The sequence below is a fragment of the Coprobacter fastidiosus genome, from assembly GCF_030296935.1.
In the GTDB taxonomy this organism is placed as follows: domain Bacteria; phylum Bacteroidota; class Bacteroidia; order Bacteroidales; family Coprobacteraceae; genus Coprobacter; species Coprobacter fastidiosus.
The window spans coordinates 3365740-3384318 of record NZ_AP028032.1 but is presented as its reverse complement, the minus strand read 5'-3'; the positions used below and the strand labels follow the sequence as shown (position 1 = coordinate 3384318).

Here is an 18579-nt window from a genome sequence, read left to right as displayed (position 1 = left end):
ATTTTATTCTTTTACATCATCTTCCGGTACATTATCCTGTACAACGCGTTTCTTCTGAAACTTTTCATGAATAGACTGCATCAGATGATAAAAATTCGGAATAAATAACGTACCCAACAAAGTATTCACCGCCATACCGAAAACAACTGCCGTACCCAATGATATACGGCTCGAAGCTCCTGCTCCGGTCGCAAAAATAAGGGGCATTACTCCCAATATAAAAGCAAATGAAGTCATCAAAATCGGGCGTAATCGCACTCGTCCGGCTTCTATAGACGCTTCGGTAATCGACTCGCCCTTTTTACGATAATCGATAGCGAACTCAACAATTAAAATAGCATTTTTCGCTGAAAGTGCAATTAAAAGAATAATCCCGATCTGACTATAAATACTGATAGACAATCCCAATAACATGCAACCGAGTACCGCCCCCAATATGGCAAACGGCAATCCGAGTATCACAGCAATAGGGCTCGTCCAACTCTCGTATTGGGCTGCAAGAACCAAAATAACGACCAAGATGGCCAGTCCGAAAATTAGACTAACCGAAGAACTTGCTTGAGTTTCCTGATACGCCTCTCCTGTCCAATCATAACCGAACGTAGTCCCTAATACCCGATTACTTAAATTTTCCATCCCCTGAATTCCTTGCTGCGAACTGAATCCGGGTGTAGTTATAGCCGTAATAGCCGCAGAAGAATACATATTATATCTATTCACCAGATTAAGTCCCAATTGCTCTTCCAATGTAGTAAATGCTGAAAAAGGTACCATATCACCGTTCTGATTACGAACGCTCAGTTTCAAGACATCACCTATCACCGTACGGCTATCGGCGGCAGCTCCTAACTTAACCTGATAAATGCGCCCGAATTGAACAAAATCATTGACATAAGCCGAACCCATATAATATGAAAGCGTCGAAAAAACATCACTCAGTACCAAACCTTGCATTTTAACTTTATCTCTGTCTATATTCAAAAAATACTGAGGCGTATTCCCCTGAAACATAGAATTGAGAGTCATTATCGCCGGTTCTGTTCCGGCTTGTTCCAACAGTGCCGAAACAGCATCCTGTAATGCTGTAGTACCCAAACTATTTCTATCTTCCAGCTCAAACTGTAAACCTCCGCTTACTCCCATGCCCGATATTGCAGGAGGATTGACTGCAAAAATAACAGCCTCCTGAATAGATGCAGCTTGAGCATTTAGTCGATTCACAACAGAAAATACACTCTCATCTTTAGCTTTACGTTCGTCCCAATTTTTCAACATGACAAAAAAAGTCGCACCGTTCGACGCATTTGCTCCCTGCATCATCGAGAAACCATTTATACACAAATAGGTGCGAACTTCAGGATAAGAATCGAGCATTTTCATGATTTTTCGGGACACCTCTTCTGTACGTTGCAAGTTTGCAGCATTCGGGAGCTGCACGGATACGACAAAATACCCTTGATCTTCCTGAGGAATAAATGATGTAGGCCAACGTAAAAACAACCAAAGCGCCCCGACAGACAAAATGAGAAAAAGAGACATCGTAATTACCGGCTTGCGAAGAAAATAGGTAATAGCCTTTACATAAGCTCCGAGAGTTTTATCATATACCTTATTGAATCCTTTATACAAGAAAAATTTAGGGTCTTTAGTCGGTTTTAAAAATAATGCGCACAAAGCCGGCGTCAAAGACAAAGAATTAATTCCGCTAAAAACCGTAGCTGTTGCAATCGTTAACGCAAACTGTTTATAAAGTTCACCTGTGATACCACTAATAAAGGCCGTAGGTATAAACACCGCCAGCAACACCAAAACCACACCGATCACAGGGCCTGTAATCTCTTCCATAGCTTGAGTAACCGCCTCTTTATTGGTGTATTTTCCGGTATCGAGAAGACGAGACGAATTTTCAACTACGACTATGGCATCGTCCACAACTATGGCTATTGCCAATACCAAGCCGAAAAGAGTCAACGTATTTATCGAAAAACCGAACAGATGCATCACAGCAAATGTACAAATAAGAGAAACCGGAATAGTCAGAGAAGGGATTATCACGGCTCTGAAACTTTGCAAGAAAAGCAATATGACAAGCATGACCAACAAGGTGGTTTCGACAAAAGTAACCAACACCTCGTCAATAGAAGCCGTCACAAATTCGGTAGTATCCAATACTACCTCATAATGCACCCCTTCCGGTAAATATTTTTCCAAATCCTGCATTTTCGCCTTAACATTTTTCGCAACATTAAGAGAATTAGATCCGGGTAATTGATAAATAGCAATTGCAGCAGCTTGCTTCCCATTTTGAGTCGAAGTCACACTATAAGATGCACTTCCCCTATCGATACGGGCAATATCCTTCAATCGCAAATATTTACCGTCCGGCAAAGTTTTAATTACGATATTTCCGAATTCGTCAGGAGTAGTCAAACGCCCCTTTGCCGTCAAAGTAAACTGGAATGCTTCTTTCCTATCCAAAGGTGGTTCTCCAACAGTTCCGGCAGAGACCTCCATATTTTGAGACTGTATAGCACTATATACATCTGCCGGAGTCAATTTCCGGATACGCATAATTTCCGGATCAAGCCATACACGCATACTATAATTTCCTGTTCCGAATACAGTTACAGCCCCAACTCCCGGCAAGCGGGAAAGTTGGTCGGTCAAATTAAGGCTCGCATAATTTGAAAGATATAACCCGTCATACATCGGGTTATCAGATTGCAGAGACAAGAACATTACGATATTCGTAGATTGTTTTTTTGTAACGATTCCCTGTTGTATCACAGCTTCAGGAAGATTTCCTTGCGCTATATTTACCCGATTCTGAACCAAAACAGTAGCCATATCGACATCCGTGCCGACCTCAAATGTTACCGTCAATGTATATTGTCCCGAACTGGAAGATGAAGAACTCATATAAATCATGCCGTCCACTCCGTTGACTTGTTCCTCTATCGGAGCACCTACCGTACGGGCAACGGTTTCGGCACTTGCCCCGGGATATACTGCCGACACTTGTACTGTCGGAGGTGTTATATCGGGAAACTGAGCAACCGGTAACGACTCAAGCGCCACGACACCGGCCAATACCATAAGTAAGGCGAGTACAGTAGCAAAAATCGGTCTGTTTATAAAGAATTTAGATATCATGTCTTTGTATTTTTATTCAATATAGTCCGGTTAATTTTTCTCTAATACAGGTTTTATCTCCATTCCTTCCCGTACTTTCAACAGAGCTTTCGTCACATAACGGTCTTTCGGCTGCAATCCGGATTTTACAAGTCTGAGAGTATCAGAAAACAATTCTCCCGTTTCAATATGCCGATAAGACACCCGGTTAGAATCATTAACCACATAAAGATATTTACCCAATTGGTCGGTACCGATAGAAGCATCTTTTACTAAAACGGCACTATCTTGTTTGCCGTACGGTAAACGGATATTCACATATAAACCATCCTTCAATTCATTATCAGGATTCTCAATTTCGGCACGAATACTCAATGTTCCCGTCGAGAGATCGATATTCGGAGACAGATAATTCAATTTTCCCATATAGGGACGGGATAAAGGCGATTGAAAAAGAATTTCCACTTCTCCGGGTAAACGTTCTTCAACACCTTTCTTATCAGTAGAAGCAAGCATTTGTAAATACTGATTATCTTCGATATTAAAATAGGCATTCATTTTATCGTCCTGATAAATAGTCGCCAATTTAGCCGCCTGACCTTCTCCGCTGATATAACTGCCGACACTATATATCGACTTCGATATATGACCGGAGAAAGGCGCGCGTACATAACAATATCCTAAATTTGTTTTTGCAGTTTCAAGTTGCGCCTCAGCGTCTTTCACGTTCGATTTTGCACTAATTAATTGAGTTGCAGATTTAATCAAATCTATTTCGCTGATAGCATCGCTCCGAGAAGCTTCTTTCATACGGACATAATTATTCTCTGCATAATCGAGACTTGCCTGTGCATTTTTCAGCCCGGCTTCAGCCCTTTTTACAGCATCCTCATATAACGTAGGTTCAATTACAAATAACAATTGACCTTTTTTGACTAACGAACCGGCCGTAAACGGAGTGCTTTGCAAATAACCGTTCACCCGTGCCATCAGATCCACAGTATTCACCGAAGATAAATAACCGGGATATGTTTTATGTAATATAACCGGCCTCACAACCGGGTATGCAACAGAGATTTCCGGAACAGACATTCTTTGTTCCGTTTTTTTAGATGTACAAGAAAAGAGAACAAATCCTACTCCTGCAAAAAGAAAAAGTCTGTTTTTTAAAATATTTTTCGTCATGGGATTTATTATTATTCGTTTTTATTCTGATCTATTTGCCAACCTCCCCCGACAGCACGATACAGTTCTATAAGAGAAGAGAGAGTCCCCCCTTGTGCCGAAACCAAAGAATTTTGATAACTCAACAAAGAGCGCTGAGCATCCAACACATTTTGAAAAGTCGCTAATCCCCGTTTATACAAATCCAAAGAAAGTTTAAGGGTGACCTCTCCTTGTACCACCAACTCACGCAGTGCGACAACTTGTTTAACAGCATTGGTATATGACGACATGGCATTATCTACTTCTTGAACCGCTCCCAAAACCGTCTGGTTATATTGCCGGATATTTTCATCCAAAACAGCTTTTGCTTCTTTAGTTGCTTGAGTCAGTTGACGACCTTGAAAAAGAGTCCATGATAAAGTCGGAGCAATTTGATAAGTCAAACTGTTATGATCAAAAAATTTGTCCATATCTCTCGCTGCAAAACCGATACTTCCTTTCAAATAAAATTTTGGGAAATAATCAGACTTGGCTGCACCTACCGAAGCTGCCGCTGCCGCAACAGACCGTTCGGCACTACGAATATCAGGTCGTTGCCGCAATAAATTGACAGGAATACCTATACTGACAATTTTCATATAATCCGGAATCGGACGAGGATCTTTTAACGCCGTATACAAATCGGAAGGATATAATCCGGACAAAACAGCTAATGCATTTATTTGTTGCCGAATACCGGCTTCGATCGACGGAATAGATGCCTTTGTACTGTAATAAACCGATTTAGCTTGAGATACATCCAACTGAGAGGCAAGCCCGGTATTATAACGCACTTCGGTAATATGCAAGATTGCCTGCTGCGAAGCCATATTTTTCTGAGCGACCAGCAACTCCTGCTGTAAAGTTCTCAATTCGGCATAAGCTGTTGCAACTTCTGCTGTCAAAGAGACCAAAACGGCATTATATTCTTCTTGTGTAGCCCGAAACTGTTCTTTGCTGGATTTCACTCTGCTCCGAATAGAACCGAACACATCCAATTCCCAACTTGTAGATAATTCACCGGAAGCATATCGCTGATTCATAGTAGGAGAATCGATAAACTCCTTATTCATCTGCCTGCTGTTCTGCAACTTTGTCCAACCGGCCGAAAAATTCAAATTCGGATAATAATATCCTTGCTGTATTCTCAATGTCGCATGGGCCGTCCGTATGCGATCGGCAGCAGCAAGCAGATCTTGGTTATTCTGCAACGCTAACCCGATAATCGAATCCAATTGAGAATCTTGTAACTCCGACCACCATTTTCCCTCTATCGGCTGTTGCTGTAAAAACAATGTATCGGCCTCCCAAGCCTGCGGTAAGGGACGAGTCAAATATTTTTGCCCTGCATCCCGCTTATTTTGGCCATAGGCATACGTCAACATACCCGATAAAACCACACATACCAACGATAAAATAAGATTTCTCTTTGCCATTTTTCTCTTTTCAGGTTTTTATGGATTGTCTGAATTTCCCTATAAAAAATATTATCTGGTCATTTTTGTGTTTTCTTCCAGCCTTTTTTCCCTCCTTCATTCGTCAGAGAACCAGCCATCATCTTCGAAAAAAACGTCCAAATCTGACCCGGACAAAATTTAGACAAGCTTTTAGGGATATAACAAACTATTTTATTATTTGTTTGCTGAAAAGGGCTGTAGAATCGTGAACAATTGTACAAAAAATGATTACCTTTGACACCCGCAACAATATAATTACTGCTTAGAAAACAGAATGAATATTTCAGATCATATAAATGCTCAACGGGCATACTTCAATAGTCAGATAACCAAACCGATATCTTTTAGAAAAGCAGCCCTTATACAGTTAAAAAAAGCTATAGAAAAGTATGAACCGGATATAGAAAAGGCTCTTTGGGATGACCTGAAAAAATCGAAATTCGAAAGTTATATTACTGAGACAGGTTTTGTTTTGACAGAACTTAACCGGACACTAAAAAAACTAAAAAACTGGTCTTCTCCGAAAAGAGTAAAAACACCATTATTTCTTTTCGGATCAAAAAGTCATATCCAATATGAGCCTTACGGCATTTCATTGATACTATCTCCATGGAATTATCCATTCCAACTGTTATTCGCACCATTAATCGGAGCTGTGGCAGCAGGAAATTGCGTCATATTAAAACCATCTCCCGCCTCTCCGCACACTACTGCTGTCAGTAAAAAAATCATTAAAGAAGCTTTCGATCCGTGCCATGTAATATTGATAGAAGCCGACAATAGAGAAACCGATCTTTTACTACAACAACGATATGACTATATATTTTACACCGGAGGTGTAGAATACGGAAAACGGGTTATGGAGGCCGCATCCAAACATCTGACACCTGTCACACTCGAATTAGGGGGGAAAAGTCCGTGTATCATCGATAAAGACGCTAATATCGACATTGCTGCCAGACGGATCGTCTGGGGAAAGTTTCTAAATTGCGGACAGACTTGTGTCGCCCCCGATTATATTTTCGTACATCAGGATATTAAAAATGATTTGATTCTCAAATTAAAAGATGAAATTATCCGCCAATACGGAAAAGATCCCCAAAAAAGTCCGGATTATCCCCGTATTATACACTCGGGACGATTTTACAACCTGATGTTGCTGCTAAAGCAAGGCAAAATAGAAGCCGGAGGGAAATACGATGAAAAAGATTTGTATATCGCTCCGACCGTCATTTCGGGAATTACTCCCGAAAACAGAATCATGAATGAAGAGATTTTCGGACCGATTCTTCCCGTTATGACATTCAATGAACGGGAAACGGTTATTGATTATATCAATAGTCAGGAAAAACCTTTGGCTTTGTATTATTTCGGAAAAAACAAGAAAAACATACGAGAAATATTAGAAAAAACCTCATCAGGAGGAGTCTGTATAAATGACGTAGTAACTCACCTCGCCAATCCCGACTTGCCATTCGGAGGCGTAGGCCATAGCGGAATAGGGCGTTATCACGGTATTGACAGTTTTTATACATTCAGCCATACAAAATCAGTTCTTTCTACTACAACGCACATCAATCCGGGAATAAAATTCGCTCCATACGCAGGGAAATTATCAATATTGAAACGTTTTATGAAATAAACTTTTAATTTATCTTACAATGAATAATTTTGATTTCCAAAATCCGACCCGACTTATTTTCGGGAAAGGAACCATCGCCAAGCTTGGGACGGAAATACCCTCCGACAAACGTATCATGGTATGTTTCGGAGGAGGTAGCGCTAAGAAAAACGGAGTTTATGAACAAGTAAAGAATGCTCTGTCAAATCATTTTAACATCGAATTCTGGGGTATAGAACCGAATCCCGATTATGACACAGTAATGAAAGCGGTTACATTAGCCCGCGACAATAAGATAAATTATCTGGTTGCTGTCGGAGGCGGTTCTGTAATAGATGGTACAAAATTTATCGCACATGCAATCCCCTACACAGGTGAAGATGCTTGGGAATTAGCTATACATCCCGAAAAAATTACAAAAACGACACCTCTGGCGACAGTTCTCACTCTTCCGGCAACCGGATCAGAAATGAACTATCGAGGAGTACTTTCACGCCGACGTACACAAGAAAAAGTTTCATTTATCACTCCTAAATCATCACCTCAATTCTCGATCCTTGATCCGGAAGTAACATATACTCTTCCTAAAAAACAGCTTTCCAATGGAATTGTAGATGCTTTTATGCATATCATGGAACAGTACATGACTACTACGGGAAACGGTATTTTGATGGACCGATGGGCTGAAGGTGTACTGCTTTCTCTCATTGAAATAGGTCCGAAAGTATTGGAAAATCAAAAAGATTATGACACAATGGCAAACTTCATGCTGTGTGCATCTATGGCTCTAAATGACTTTGTGAGTATGGGTGTTCCGCAAGATTGGGCAACACACCGCATAGGTTATGAACTCACAGTGCTTTATGGCCTCGATCATGCCGAAACGCTTGCTGTCGTATATCCGTCTTTACTCCGTGTTTTGAAAAAACAAAAAACGGAAAAATTGGCTCAATACGCTGAAAGAGTATGGAACATAACAACAGGAAGCAAAGAAGAAAAGGCAGACAAAGCAATCGAAAAAACTGAAGAGTTTTTTCGGCAAATGGGATTGCGCACGCGAATGAGTGAATACGGAATTCCGGCAGAGGCTGTAGATATTATCTACAACAGGCTCAAAGCTCATAATATAGCATACGGAGAAAACAAAAACGTAACAGCCGAAGTAGCACGGGAAATTTATACCGGATGCCTATAAAAATAAAAACTCTTAAGAGCCTGTCTAAATAAAATAGAAAAGCACCGTTTTATCTTGTGTACGAATAAAACGGTACTTTTCATTTATTCTTGCCTGTCTCTACTATCCATATTTCGGGTTCATTAAAATTTTCAGATATTTTTATAATTGATTTTCAAATCAATAACCGATTGTAAAGCGTTCGTAGTGATGTGTAGGATATTCAACTTCATCGATCATCGCAGCAGCATAATCTTCGACAGAAACAGAACTTTCTCCCTGATCGTCAACAATCATATTATCTTTGCCTAATCTAAATTTTCCTGTCCGTTTTCCCGGAAATAAATTTGCAGCCGGAGAAAAAAACACCCAATCTACCTCTTTTTCTTTCGATAAAGTATTTAAATAAAACTCTCCCAATGATTTCACTCCCGGTAAAATAGTTTCGGGAATCATCCCTGAATCGATCAAACGGAGTCCCGGTTCGACAAACAAAGTTCCTGCCCCCCCAACCATTAAAAAACGAGGAACTCCCGATTTTTTTACAGCTTCTAAAATTTTCGGATATACAGACAATGTCTCCTCATAAATATCCGGATTATTCCAACCGGGATTATAAGCGCTGACAATAACATCCGCACCTTTACTTAAACGTGCAATCTTGTCAATGTCAGTAACATCGCCTTTTTTCACAGTCAGATTAGCATCCTTTATCGTGATTTTCTCAGGATGTCGTACAATCGCCGTAACTTGCATCCCTCGATTTAAAGCTTCTTTCATAATGGCAGAACCTACATAACCGCTAGCTCCGATCAAAATAATCTTTTTCATATCTTGTCATTTAAAAATTCATTATATAACAAGATATAAACTACTTCATGAAGGTGAATGTTCAACAAAAAGACAAAAGAAATTTATCCGTTCCGTACAGATAACGCAATAAAAGAACCCAAAGCCGTTAATGCTATGCCGCATGTAACACTAATTACGGTATACAAAGAAAAATTCAGCCATTCCCCGGCCTTGAGCAGTAACAGAGATTCACTGGCAAATGTCGAAAAGGTTGTAAAACCTCCGCAAAAACCGACCGTCAAAAACATGCGTACTTCTGCAGACAAATTTTCACAACGGGCAAACCATCCTATCAACAGCCCGATAATAAAACATCCTGATAAATTAACTGCCAAAGTCGCCCATGGAAATGCACTACCCGCCTGACTAAATATATATTTAGATAACAGATAACGGACTATGCTACCCGTAAAACCACCTATCCCGACCCAAAGTGCCAATCTCATATTTACAGAGTTAGTTATCAAAAACAAGTTCTCTGCCCCGATAATTCACATCAACTATACCCTTATCATAAACAAGAGTTCCATTCACATAAGTTCGATCTATCGACATAGGGAAAGTATATCCCATAAACGGAGACCATCCGCATTTTGACAGAATATTTTCTGCCGTGACCGTATAACTCCGATTCGGGTCGACAAGTACCAAGTCTGCAAAATATCCGGGGCGGACATAGCCTCGTTTTTCTATATGAAACAGATCGGCAGGAGCATGACACATGCGCCTCACTACTTGTTCGGGCGTAAAATCACCTTTCTTTACTTTATCCAACATCACCAATAAAGAATGCTGAACTAACGGACCTCCCGAAGCCGCTTTTAAACAAGAACCTTGTTTCTCACTCCAAAGATGAGGTGCATGATCAGTAGCCACCACATCGATTCGTCCGGTCCTTACAGCCTCTGTCAGAGCCAAACGGTCGGCACAAGTCTTAATAGCCGGATTCCATTTTATTCTATTCCCATATTCAGCATAATCGTTATCATCAAAGAAAAGGTGATGTACACATACCTCTCCTGTAATTTTTTTCTCGGACAAGGGAGAATCATCCAACAAAGAGAGTTCTCGTGCCGTAGAAAGATGTAACAAATGCAATCTGGCATTATTCCGTACCGCCAGATCGACGGCTTGTGAAGATGATGCATAACAAGCTTCTGCACTCCGTATTAACGGATGAAAAAGCACCGGCAATTCTTCACCAAAACGAGATACATAATATTCCCGATTAGCCCGGATAATTTCTTCCTTTTCACAATGTACGGCTATCAATGCAGGTATTTCGGAAAAAATCCTTTCCAACGCAACAGGTTGATCCACCAACATATTTCCCGTAGAAGACCCCATAAACAGCTTTACTCCGCACACACGTCGGTGATCGATCTTGTAAAGCTCTTCTATATTATCATTCGTAGCCCCCATATAAAAAGAATAATTGGCAACTGAGGTTTCGGCTGCCCGATTAAATTTCCAGTCGAGAGCCTCTTTCGTTGTCGTTTGAGGGTTCGTATTCGGCATTTCCATATAAGAAGTCACCCCGCCTGCCACCGCAGCCATCGATTCGGAATGCATATCAGCCTTATAAGTCAAGCCGGGTTCTCTAAAATGTACCTGATCATCGATAACACCGGGTAGAAGCCATTTGCCAAAGGCATCTACAACCTCATCCGCATTACGCTCCATTTCGATGGTACACTCTTCGGGGTAAACCGCAGCAATTTTATCTCCTTCGATAAGAACCGAAGCTATTCCTGCATATCCTTCATTTATTAACGTTGCATTTTTTATCAGTATTTTTCTCATGATGCCGCATTGCTTTTTTTATGGGGATATTTCTTGAACCAACTGTCATATTTCAATTTAATTACTCCGAAAACAGCCTCTCCGAAAATGCTGCTATTCATTTTACTAGTGCCCAATACCCGATTTATAAAAATAATAGGAACTTCTACCAACTTGAAGCCACACTTATATGCTGTAAACTTCATTTCTATTTGAAATGCATACCCTTTGAACCGGATATTATCCAAATCGATCGTTTCTAAAACTTCCCGACGATAACATTTAAATCCTGCAGTCGTATCGGCAATATTCATTCCTGTGACAAACCGTACATATTTTGATGCAAAATATGACATCATCACCCGACCCATCGGCCAATTTACGACATTTACCCCCGTTATATAACGAGACCCGATAGCAACATCCGCACCTTTGTTGGCGCAAGCATCCCATAACTTTAAAAGGTCGTCAGGGTTATGAGAAAAATCGGCATCCATTTCGAAAATATATTCATAACCATGAGCAAGCGCCCACTTAAATCCGGTTATATATGCCGTACCCAGTCCCTGTTTCCCTGAACGTTCAATAATAAATAAGCGACCTGTAAATTCTGTCATCAACCGCTTCACTATATCCGCCGTTCCATCCGGCGAACCATCATCAATTACCAAAATATCGAACGCATGTTCCAAAGAAAGAACTTTGCAAATGATATTTTCTATATTCTCTTTTTCATTATAAGTCGGGATAATCACCACCCCGTCAGATTTCACATTCGAGCTCATGAGCCTATCGATAAATCGTTTATTTATCAAAAAATCAATGTGACAAAGATACTACAAATTGAAAAACTACGTAAAATGAATAGTAAATAATGATTAACATGCAATAATTTCTATCTCGCAGTTTGATCAAAAAGATGTATTTTTGTCAAACTTTACGGATGATTATTTCTACAAAATGAAAATCGACTCATTATATACGCTTTTCAATACGCCTGCCCGGCAAAAAGCATTACAAAATCTTGTTGCGGATAACCGGACAAAGACAATCCACATAACCGGACTACAAGGTTCTGCAGCCTCGTTATTGCTCTCGTCACTATCCACTTGCGGAAGGCCTGTCGTTCTGGTTGCGAACGATATGGAAGAAGCAGGATATCTTTATCATGATTTGGTGCAAATACAAGGAGAAGGAAATATCGTATTTTTTCCTTCCGGCTATAAACGTGCCATTAAATACGGACAAGTGGATGCGGCAAACGAAATACTACGGACAGAAACTCTTAACCGTCTGAGGCAGACCGACCGATCTTTGATCGTTGTTACTTGTCCGGAAGCTTTGGCTGAAAAAGTCGTCAGAGAAACCACACTATCTGAGAAAACGATCCACTTGGTAAAGAACGGGAAAGCAGACATCACGAACATTTCGGATATTCTTTTCAAATATGGCTTCGAGCGAGTCGATTACGTATATGAACCGGGACAATATGCTGTAAGAGGCAGTATTCTCGATGTTTATTCTTTTTCTTTCGACCAGCCCTACCGTATCGATTTTTTCGGAGATGACATCGAAAGTATCCGATCTTTCGATATAGAGTCGCAATTGTCCAATGATCAATTCGAAGAGATATTCATTATTCCCAACATGATGAATAACGAAGCTAACGGCATCTCTTTTCTGGAGTTTATCGATCCGAAAACAATTTTCGGATTCAGAGATCTGGCATGGTGCATAGAACGAATCAACGGAATTGCCGGAGAAACTCTGTCCGATCAATTATTGATAACCGAAGAAGGCGATCTTAATGCAGGAAAAAAAATCATAGACCCGGACACATTCCGCAAAAAAATATTCGAATTTAAACGAATCGATTATGGGAATAAAAGTCTTTCCCCAGACGCAGCCATTCTGAGAATAGAATGCTCGCCTCAACCGATCTATCACAAGAATTTCGAACTGGTTATCGATTCGTTCACCTCTTTCTTGAAAGAGGGATATACTCTTTATATTTTAAGCGACAGCGAAAAACAGATACAACGTATTCAAAGCATTTTTGAAGATAAAGGTGAAAATATCTCGTTCACCCCTGTACAGAAAACACTACACGAAGGTTTTATAGACCGGGAATTGAAAGCCTGCTTTTTTACAGACCATCAATTGTTCGACCGATTCCACAAATACAGTCTGAAAAGCGACAAAGCCCGTTCGGGAAAACTCGCTCTCTCACTTAAAGAACTGCAACAAATCGAAATAGGAGATTATATCGTTCACATAGATCACGGTGTCGGAAAATTCGGAGGACTGATACGAACAGAGATCAATGGAAAAATGCAAGAAGTCATTAAACTCATTTATCAAAATGACGACATTCTTTTCGTCAGCATACACGCTCTGCACAAATTAGCCAAATACCGGGCAAAAGAAGGAGAACCTCCCCGAATCAACAAATTAGGGACAGGAGCATGGGAACGGATGAAAGAAAAGACCAAGAGCAAGATGAAAGATATTGCCCGCGATCTTATCAAACTGTATGCCAAAAGAAAAGAAGAAAAAGGATTCGCATTTTCCCACGACACATTCATGCAGCAAGAACTCGAAGCGTCATTTATTTATGAGGACACACCCGATCAATTGAAATCGACAGCCGAAGTAAAAGCCGATATGGAGAAAGAACGCCCTATGGACAGGCTGATATGCGGAGATGTCGGATTCGGAAAAACTGAAATTGCAGTCCGGGCTGCTTTTAAAGCTGCATGCGATAATAAGCAAGTAGCTGTTCTTGTCCCAACTACCGTACTGGCATTTCAACACTATAAAACATTTAGCGAACGACTTAAAGATTTTCCCGTTAAAGTAGACTACCTAAGCCGGGCAAGAACTTCTGCAGAAACACGACAGATACTCAAAAACTTATCAGAAGGTAAAATCGACATACTGATAGGTACACACCGCATCATAGGAAAAGATGTAAAATTTAAAGATTTAGGATTACTTATCATCGATGAAGAACAGAAATTCGGAGTTGCCGTTAAAGAAAAACTGAAACAAATAAAGACAAATGTAGATACTTTGACCATGTCAGCAACACCGATTCCTCGTACTTTACAATTTTCGTTAATGGGTGCTCGGGATCTTTCGGCCATAACGACTCCCCCCCCTAACAGATACCCGATACAGACCGAGGTTCACGGATTTAATGAAGATATTATCAAAGAAGCCATCAATTTCGAAATGAGTCGAAACGGCCAGGTATTTATCGTCAATAACAGAGTAAAACAGCTTTATGAACTGGAAAATCTCGTACATCGCCTTATTCCGGACGCCAGAACAATCGTAGGTCACGGACAAATGGAACCCGAAAAACTCGAACAAGCAATTATCGATTTTACAAATTACGACTATGATGTATTGATAGCGACCACCATCATCGAATCGGGAATCGACATGCCCAACACCAACACGATTATTATCAATAATGCTCAAAATTTCGGGTTAAGCGAACTTCATCAATTACGGGGACGTGTAGGCAGAAGCAATAAAAAGGCTTTTTGTTATCTCCTTACTCCACCATTGCGAGAACTGAGTGTGGATGCCCGCCGCCGATTACAAGCGATAGAGAGTTTTTCAGAACTTGGAAGCGGAATACATATCGCCATGCAAGATCTGGATATTCGAGGAGCAGGGAATTTATTGGGGGCAGAACAAAGCGGATTCATTGCAGACTTAGGATATGAAACCTACCAAAAAATATTGAAAGAAGCTGTAGAAGAATTGAAAAATGAGGAATTTACGGATGTTTATAACGAAAATAGCGTGGTTCTTCCCGGCGAACGAGAAACATTTGTCAGCGACTGCACCATAGAATCAGACATGGAACTATTATTTCCCAACAGCTACATCCCGAATGACTCGGAACGGATTTCCCTCTATCAGGAGTTGGATAATATGGAACGAGCCTCGGACATACAAGCATTCTCAGCAAAACTGGAAGATAGGTTCGGACGCATACCTCATGAAGGGAAAGAGCTTATCCGTATCGTTACCCTCCGACAACTGGCCAAACAGTTAGGTATGGAAAAAGTAGTATTGAAACAGGAAAAGATGAATCTGTTTTTTGTTTCGGATAATAACATCCGCTATTTTCAGTCTCCTGTTTTCGGTAAAGTATTAAGTTATCTGCAAAAGAATCCCCGACAGTGCCAACTGAGGGAAATCAAGGGAAAACGATCTATATCTATCACCCATATAAAAACGGTAGAAGAGGCGGTTCTTACGTTACAAAATATTCTGGAACAAGAAGAATTATAAATTTGCCTTCCCATGGAAAAACACGGGCGTATAAATATATTCGTAAATATACTATTATCAGGTATATTAAGCCTAATAACCGCATTTGCAGGTATGTTGCCCTCCATTATACAACATGGGGGATATTTTGTCTCAAAAGCAGATTATATTACTCAGCAAATACCGTTTATACTTGAGACTAAACGAATGTTCTCAACGGGGATGCCCTACTGGAGTTGGAATTCATTTTTAGGAGACAACTTTTTAGGAGGATATGCCTTTTATACTGTGGGAAGTCCATTTGTCTGGATAGCCACCTTATTTCCTGAAAACCATATCCTACAAGGAATTACCGTTTCAATTTTATTAAAATTTTTCGTCTGCGGGATTACCTCTTTTCTCTATTTCAGAATTTTTATAAAGAAACCTATATATGCAATTATAGGGTCGTTGCTATATACATTCTCCTCGTTTACGATTCTAAATACGCAATTTAATCATTTTACCGATGTTATAGCACTTTTTCCCTTAATTCCGACAGCTTTGGAATTACGACTCTACAAAAAGAAACGGATTCCGGGATTACTGACCTTTGCCGTTTTCATCAACCTGCTTACCAATTATTATTTTTTCGTATCTTCAGGAATATTTATCGTAATTTATGCTCTCTTCAGATTCAAATCGGGAGATTGGGCTGGCAATAAACGAAACGATTATTCGGCAATACTCATCGAAGGAATTTTAGGAATATTATTAACTGCATTTCTGATACTTCCGGCATGGTATAAAATCTCAGAAGCTCCGAGAGTCGATAGGATTTGGAAATTCAAAACAGGCATATTCAACATATTAGAACGTCTCAGGGCCTTATTCATGCCGGCAGGAAGTCTTGAAATCCCTGCCTTTTATCCCCAAATTCTCAACTGGAGTTCAATAGGTGCTTTTCTACCGATCACAGGCGCAATACTGGCAGTTTCATTCATTCGGCAGCATCCCCGTAACTGGTTGTCTCAACTTCTGATATGTCTGGTCATTATTTCTCTGATCGCACCGTTAAATGCCTCTTTCAACCTGTGGAGCAACTATTCATATACCCGTTGGTGGTACGCTTTGTCTCTTATTTTAGCACTTTCTACAATAAACATATTGTCGCACCCCGATAAACTGTATAATCCCATTTCTCATAAATATTTCTTATATATTCTCACATTCCTCATTCTGATTACCGTTCCTTTTATTTCAGGACAATTTATCTGCGAAAAAGGGTGGTTCGGAGAGATGTTCTCATCACGATGGACAAATTGGTTCGGAAGATATACCGACACGAATAAACTGATATCAGGATATTCAACCATTTTGACCATAATAAATTATCTTTTACTGTTCGTCATAATCAATTATCGTATATCCTCCAAAAATCTGCTGTTTATCACATGTCTTGCTTCTGCAATAAATATGGGAAGCTTTATCGAAATAAATAACCGGATAGACGGAGTCAACAACAGCGACCAAAGTTTAACCGTTTTTCTGACCGACTCTATTCATAATATATCTCCTCAATATGAATATCGGATAGACTTCGATCCGGCAAACCACATGAATATGGGGTTATATCAAAATGAACCTGCAATATCGGTATTCCACAGTTTGCAAAGTCGTTCTCATGCAGATTTCATAAGCATTTCGGGATATATAGAAAATATAAAAAGCCCCACCAACGAACCGTCATTAGAAAACCGGGAATATACCGATGCATTATTATCGGTACGTTACTTTTACAGATATGTACCTTTTAACACAAAATATATTCCCGAAGGATTCCGATTAAAAAAGAAGAACAACAAATCTGAAATATACGAAAATCAAAATTTTATTCCTTTCGGATTTACTTACGACAGAGCTATAAACCGGACAGAATTCGACTCGATACATCAGACCGATCCTCAAAAAAATCGATGTAACATTCTCTTGTCCTCTATCGTTCTCGAAAAACAGGATTGGGAAAAATACCGCTCATTATTTCAATATACAAAAATAGACACCAGTATGGATGTTGCGCAGCTTTCCCGAAAAAGAAATGAAATCGTATGTTCTTCATTTCACGGAAACTCAACCGGATTCACTGCCGAAATTAATTTACCTAAAGAAAATCTTATTTTTTTCAGTGTTCCGTACGATTCGGGATTTTCGGCAACCGTTAACGGAGAAAAAAGAGAAATTATAAAAACAAATATTTCGTTCATGGCAGTAAAAGGAGATAAAGGTAAAAATACCATAAATTTCACATACGTTCCTCCCGGAATAAAAGATGGTATTCTAATTTCTACTCTCGCCTTGATTTTTTTCATTATTTATATAGGAAAACAAATACTCTATTCTTCTAAAAAACGAAGACTCTCCACTTTAGCAAGCCGTGAACGGAGATAATCGACAGCCGATCGACGCACACGAAGGGTCATATCACAATCTAAATTAAAATATTGAGAAATTATAGTAACATTATCCTCTTTTACAATACGCATCACATCATTCAGAAAAGGATATTCAAACGCCACACGTATATCATCCTCAACAAGGCATTCAATTATTTCATTCGCCCGGATCGCTTCGGCAGCAGCTTCACGATAAGCGACGATCAGCCCGCTCGTTCCCAATTTTATTCCTCCGAAATAACGAATTACGACAATCAATATATTCGTCAGTCCGAACGAATTGATTTGTCCGAGTATAGGTTTTCCTGCTGTTCCCGAAGGTTCTCCGTTATCATTCGAACGAAAGTCCACACGTTGATGTCCCAGCATATACGCCCAACAAATGTGTCGGGCATCATAATACTTCTTCTGATATATTTCAAGGTTTTCCTTAACTTCATCTAACGTAGAAACCGGAACTGCAAAAGAGATGAACTTACTCATTTTTTCTTTATACAACCCCTCAGAAGTTCGGGCTATCGTTTTATACGTATCTTCCATATCGCAAAGATACGATTTTCAACATCAATAAAAAAACAGCTACCCTCATGGATAGCTGCATTATTCTATAAATGATTAACAAATTCGTATCGA

At 39.8% G+C, this 18579-nt stretch carries 12 protein-coding genes; 4 read left to right on the top strand and 8 right to left on the bottom strand.

Annotation, left to right across the window (positions count from 1 at the left end; genetic code table 11):
- Nucleotides 1-3: 3 nt before the first annotated feature.
- The 3 genes from QUE35_RS13385 to QUE35_RS13375 are packed head-to-tail and all read right to left on the bottom strand — an operon-like array spanning nucleotide 4 to nucleotide 5774.
- A complete protein-coding gene (locus QUE35_RS13385) occupies nucleotides 4-3153 on the bottom strand; it encodes an efflux RND transporter permease subunit (protein WP_122329740.1) in 3150 nt (1049 codons plus the stop codon).
- Nucleotides 3154-3183: 30 nt separating this feature from the next.
- Nucleotides 3184-4317, bottom strand: coding sequence for an efflux RND transporter periplasmic adaptor subunit (locus QUE35_RS13380; protein WP_022599802.1), 1134 nt, complete (start codon nucleotides 4315-4317; stop codon nucleotides 3184-3186).
- Nucleotides 4318-4328: 11 nt separating this feature from the next.
- Nucleotides 4329-5774 (bottom strand): efflux transporter outer membrane subunit, encoded by a 1446-nt coding sequence (locus QUE35_RS13375; RefSeq protein WP_052330510.1) that lies wholly within the window; start codon nucleotides 5772-5774, stop codon nucleotides 4329-4331.
- A gap of 295 nt (nucleotides 5775-6069) precedes the next feature.
- Here QUE35_RS13375 and QUE35_RS13370 point away from each other — a divergent pair, with 295 nt between their 5' ends.
- Nucleotides 6070-7437: an aldehyde dehydrogenase gene (locus QUE35_RS13370; protein ID WP_022599797.1), complete on the top strand. Its 1368-nt coding sequence runs from the start codon at nucleotides 6070-6072 to the stop codon at nucleotides 7435-7437.
- A gap of 19 nt (nucleotides 7438-7456) precedes the next feature.
- On the top strand, nucleotides 7457-8611 hold the full coding sequence (locus QUE35_RS13365; protein WP_022599795.1) for an iron-containing alcohol dehydrogenase: 1155 nt from the start codon (nucleotides 7457-7459) through the stop codon (nucleotides 8609-8611).
- 159 nt (nucleotides 8612-8770) lie between these two features.
- On the opposite strand, the gene QUE35_RS13360 is transcribed toward QUE35_RS13365, so the two are convergent.
- The 4 genes from QUE35_RS13360 to QUE35_RS13345 all read right to left on the bottom strand — a co-directional run bounded on the left by QUE35_RS13360 (nucleotide 8771) and on the right by QUE35_RS13345 (nucleotide 12009).
- The gene (locus QUE35_RS13360; protein ID WP_022599794.1) at nucleotides 8771-9421 is read right to left on the bottom strand and encodes an NAD(P)-dependent oxidoreductase; all 651 of its coding nucleotides are present in this window, start codon (nucleotides 9419-9421) and stop codon (nucleotides 8771-8773) included.
- A gap of 83 nt (nucleotides 9422-9504) precedes the next feature.
- Nucleotides 9505-9888, bottom strand: a complete 384-nt coding sequence (crcB, locus tag QUE35_RS13355) for a fluoride efflux transporter CrcB (protein ID WP_022599792.1) — start codon at nucleotides 9886-9888, stop codon at nucleotides 9505-9507.
- Nucleotides 9889-9898: 10 nt separating this feature from the next.
- The gene (locus QUE35_RS13350; RefSeq protein ID WP_022599790.1) at nucleotides 9899-11245 is read right to left on the bottom strand and encodes a dihydroorotase; all 1347 of its coding nucleotides are present in this window, start codon (nucleotides 11243-11245) and stop codon (nucleotides 9899-9901) included.
- Nucleotides 11242-12009 (bottom strand): polyprenol monophosphomannose synthase, encoded by a 768-nt coding sequence (locus tag QUE35_RS13345; RefSeq protein WP_009317361.1) that lies wholly within the window; start codon nucleotides 12007-12009, stop codon nucleotides 11242-11244. The genes QUE35_RS13350 and QUE35_RS13345 overlap by 4 nt, the downstream gene beginning before the upstream one ends.
- A 175-nt stretch (nucleotides 12010-12184) precedes the next feature.
- Here QUE35_RS13345 and mfd point away from each other — a divergent pair, with 175 nt between their 5' ends.
- Nucleotides 12185-15535: a transcription-repair coupling factor gene (mfd, locus tag QUE35_RS13340; protein WP_022599787.1), complete on the top strand. Its 3351-nt coding sequence runs from the start codon at nucleotides 12185-12187 to the stop codon at nucleotides 15533-15535.
- Nucleotides 15536-15547: 12 nt separating this feature from the next.
- Nucleotides 15548-17941, top strand: a complete 2394-nt coding sequence (locus tag QUE35_RS13335) for a YfhO family protein (RefSeq protein ID WP_022599784.1) — start codon at nucleotides 15548-15550, stop codon at nucleotides 17939-17941.
- Here the strand turns inward: QUE35_RS13335 and QUE35_RS13330 are convergent.
- Nucleotides 17887-18486, bottom strand: coding sequence for an IMPACT family protein (locus tag QUE35_RS13330; RefSeq protein ID WP_022391013.1), 600 nt, complete (start codon nucleotides 18484-18486; stop codon nucleotides 17887-17889). The two genes, QUE35_RS13335 and QUE35_RS13330, sit on opposite strands and share 55 nt — an antisense overlap.
- Between the last annotated feature and the right edge of the window lie 93 nt (nucleotides 18487-18579).

Excerpts from the sequence above, each read along its gene's own strand:
- QUE35_RS13385 (WP_122329740.1), bottom strand. The coding sequence starts at position 3,153 with ATGATATCTAAATTCTTTATAAACAGACCGATTTTTGCTACTGTACTC.
- QUE35_RS13380 (WP_022599802.1), bottom strand. The coding sequence starts at position 4,317 with ATGACGAAAAATATTTTAAAAAACAGACTTTTTCTTTTTGCAGGAGTA.
- QUE35_RS13375 (WP_052330510.1), bottom strand. The coding sequence starts at position 5,774 with ATGGCAAAGAGAAATCTTATTTTATCGTTGGTATGTGTGGTTTTATCG.
- QUE35_RS13370 (WP_022599797.1), top strand. The coding sequence starts at position 6,070 with ATGAATATTTCAGATCATATAAATGCTCAACGGGCATACTTCAATAGT.
- QUE35_RS13365 (WP_022599795.1), top strand. The coding sequence starts at position 7,457 with ATGAATAATTTTGATTTCCAAAATCCGACCCGACTTATTTTCGGGAAA.
- QUE35_RS13360 (WP_022599794.1), bottom strand. The coding sequence starts at position 9,421 with ATGAAAAAGATTATTTTGATCGGAGCTAGCGGTTATGTAGGTTCTGCC.
- crcB (WP_022599792.1), bottom strand. The coding sequence starts at position 9,888 with ATGAGATTGGCACTTTGGGTCGGGATAGGTGGTTTTACGGGTAGCATA.
- QUE35_RS13350 (WP_022599790.1), bottom strand. The coding sequence starts at position 11,245 with ATGAGAAAAATACTGATAAAAAATGCAACGTTAATAAATGAAGGATAT.
- QUE35_RS13345 (WP_009317361.1), bottom strand. The coding sequence starts at position 12,009 with ATGAGCTCGAATGTGAAATCTGACGGGGTGGTGATTATCCCGACTTAT.
- mfd (WP_022599787.1), top strand. The coding sequence starts at position 12,185 with ATGAAAATCGACTCATTATATACGCTTTTCAATACGCCTGCCCGGCAA.
- QUE35_RS13335 (WP_022599784.1), top strand. The coding sequence starts at position 15,548 with ATGGAAAAACACGGGCGTATAAATATATTCGTAAATATACTATTATCA.
- QUE35_RS13330 (WP_022391013.1), bottom strand. The coding sequence starts at position 18,486 with ATGGAAGATACGTATAAAACGATAGCCCGAACTTCTGAGGGGTTGTAT.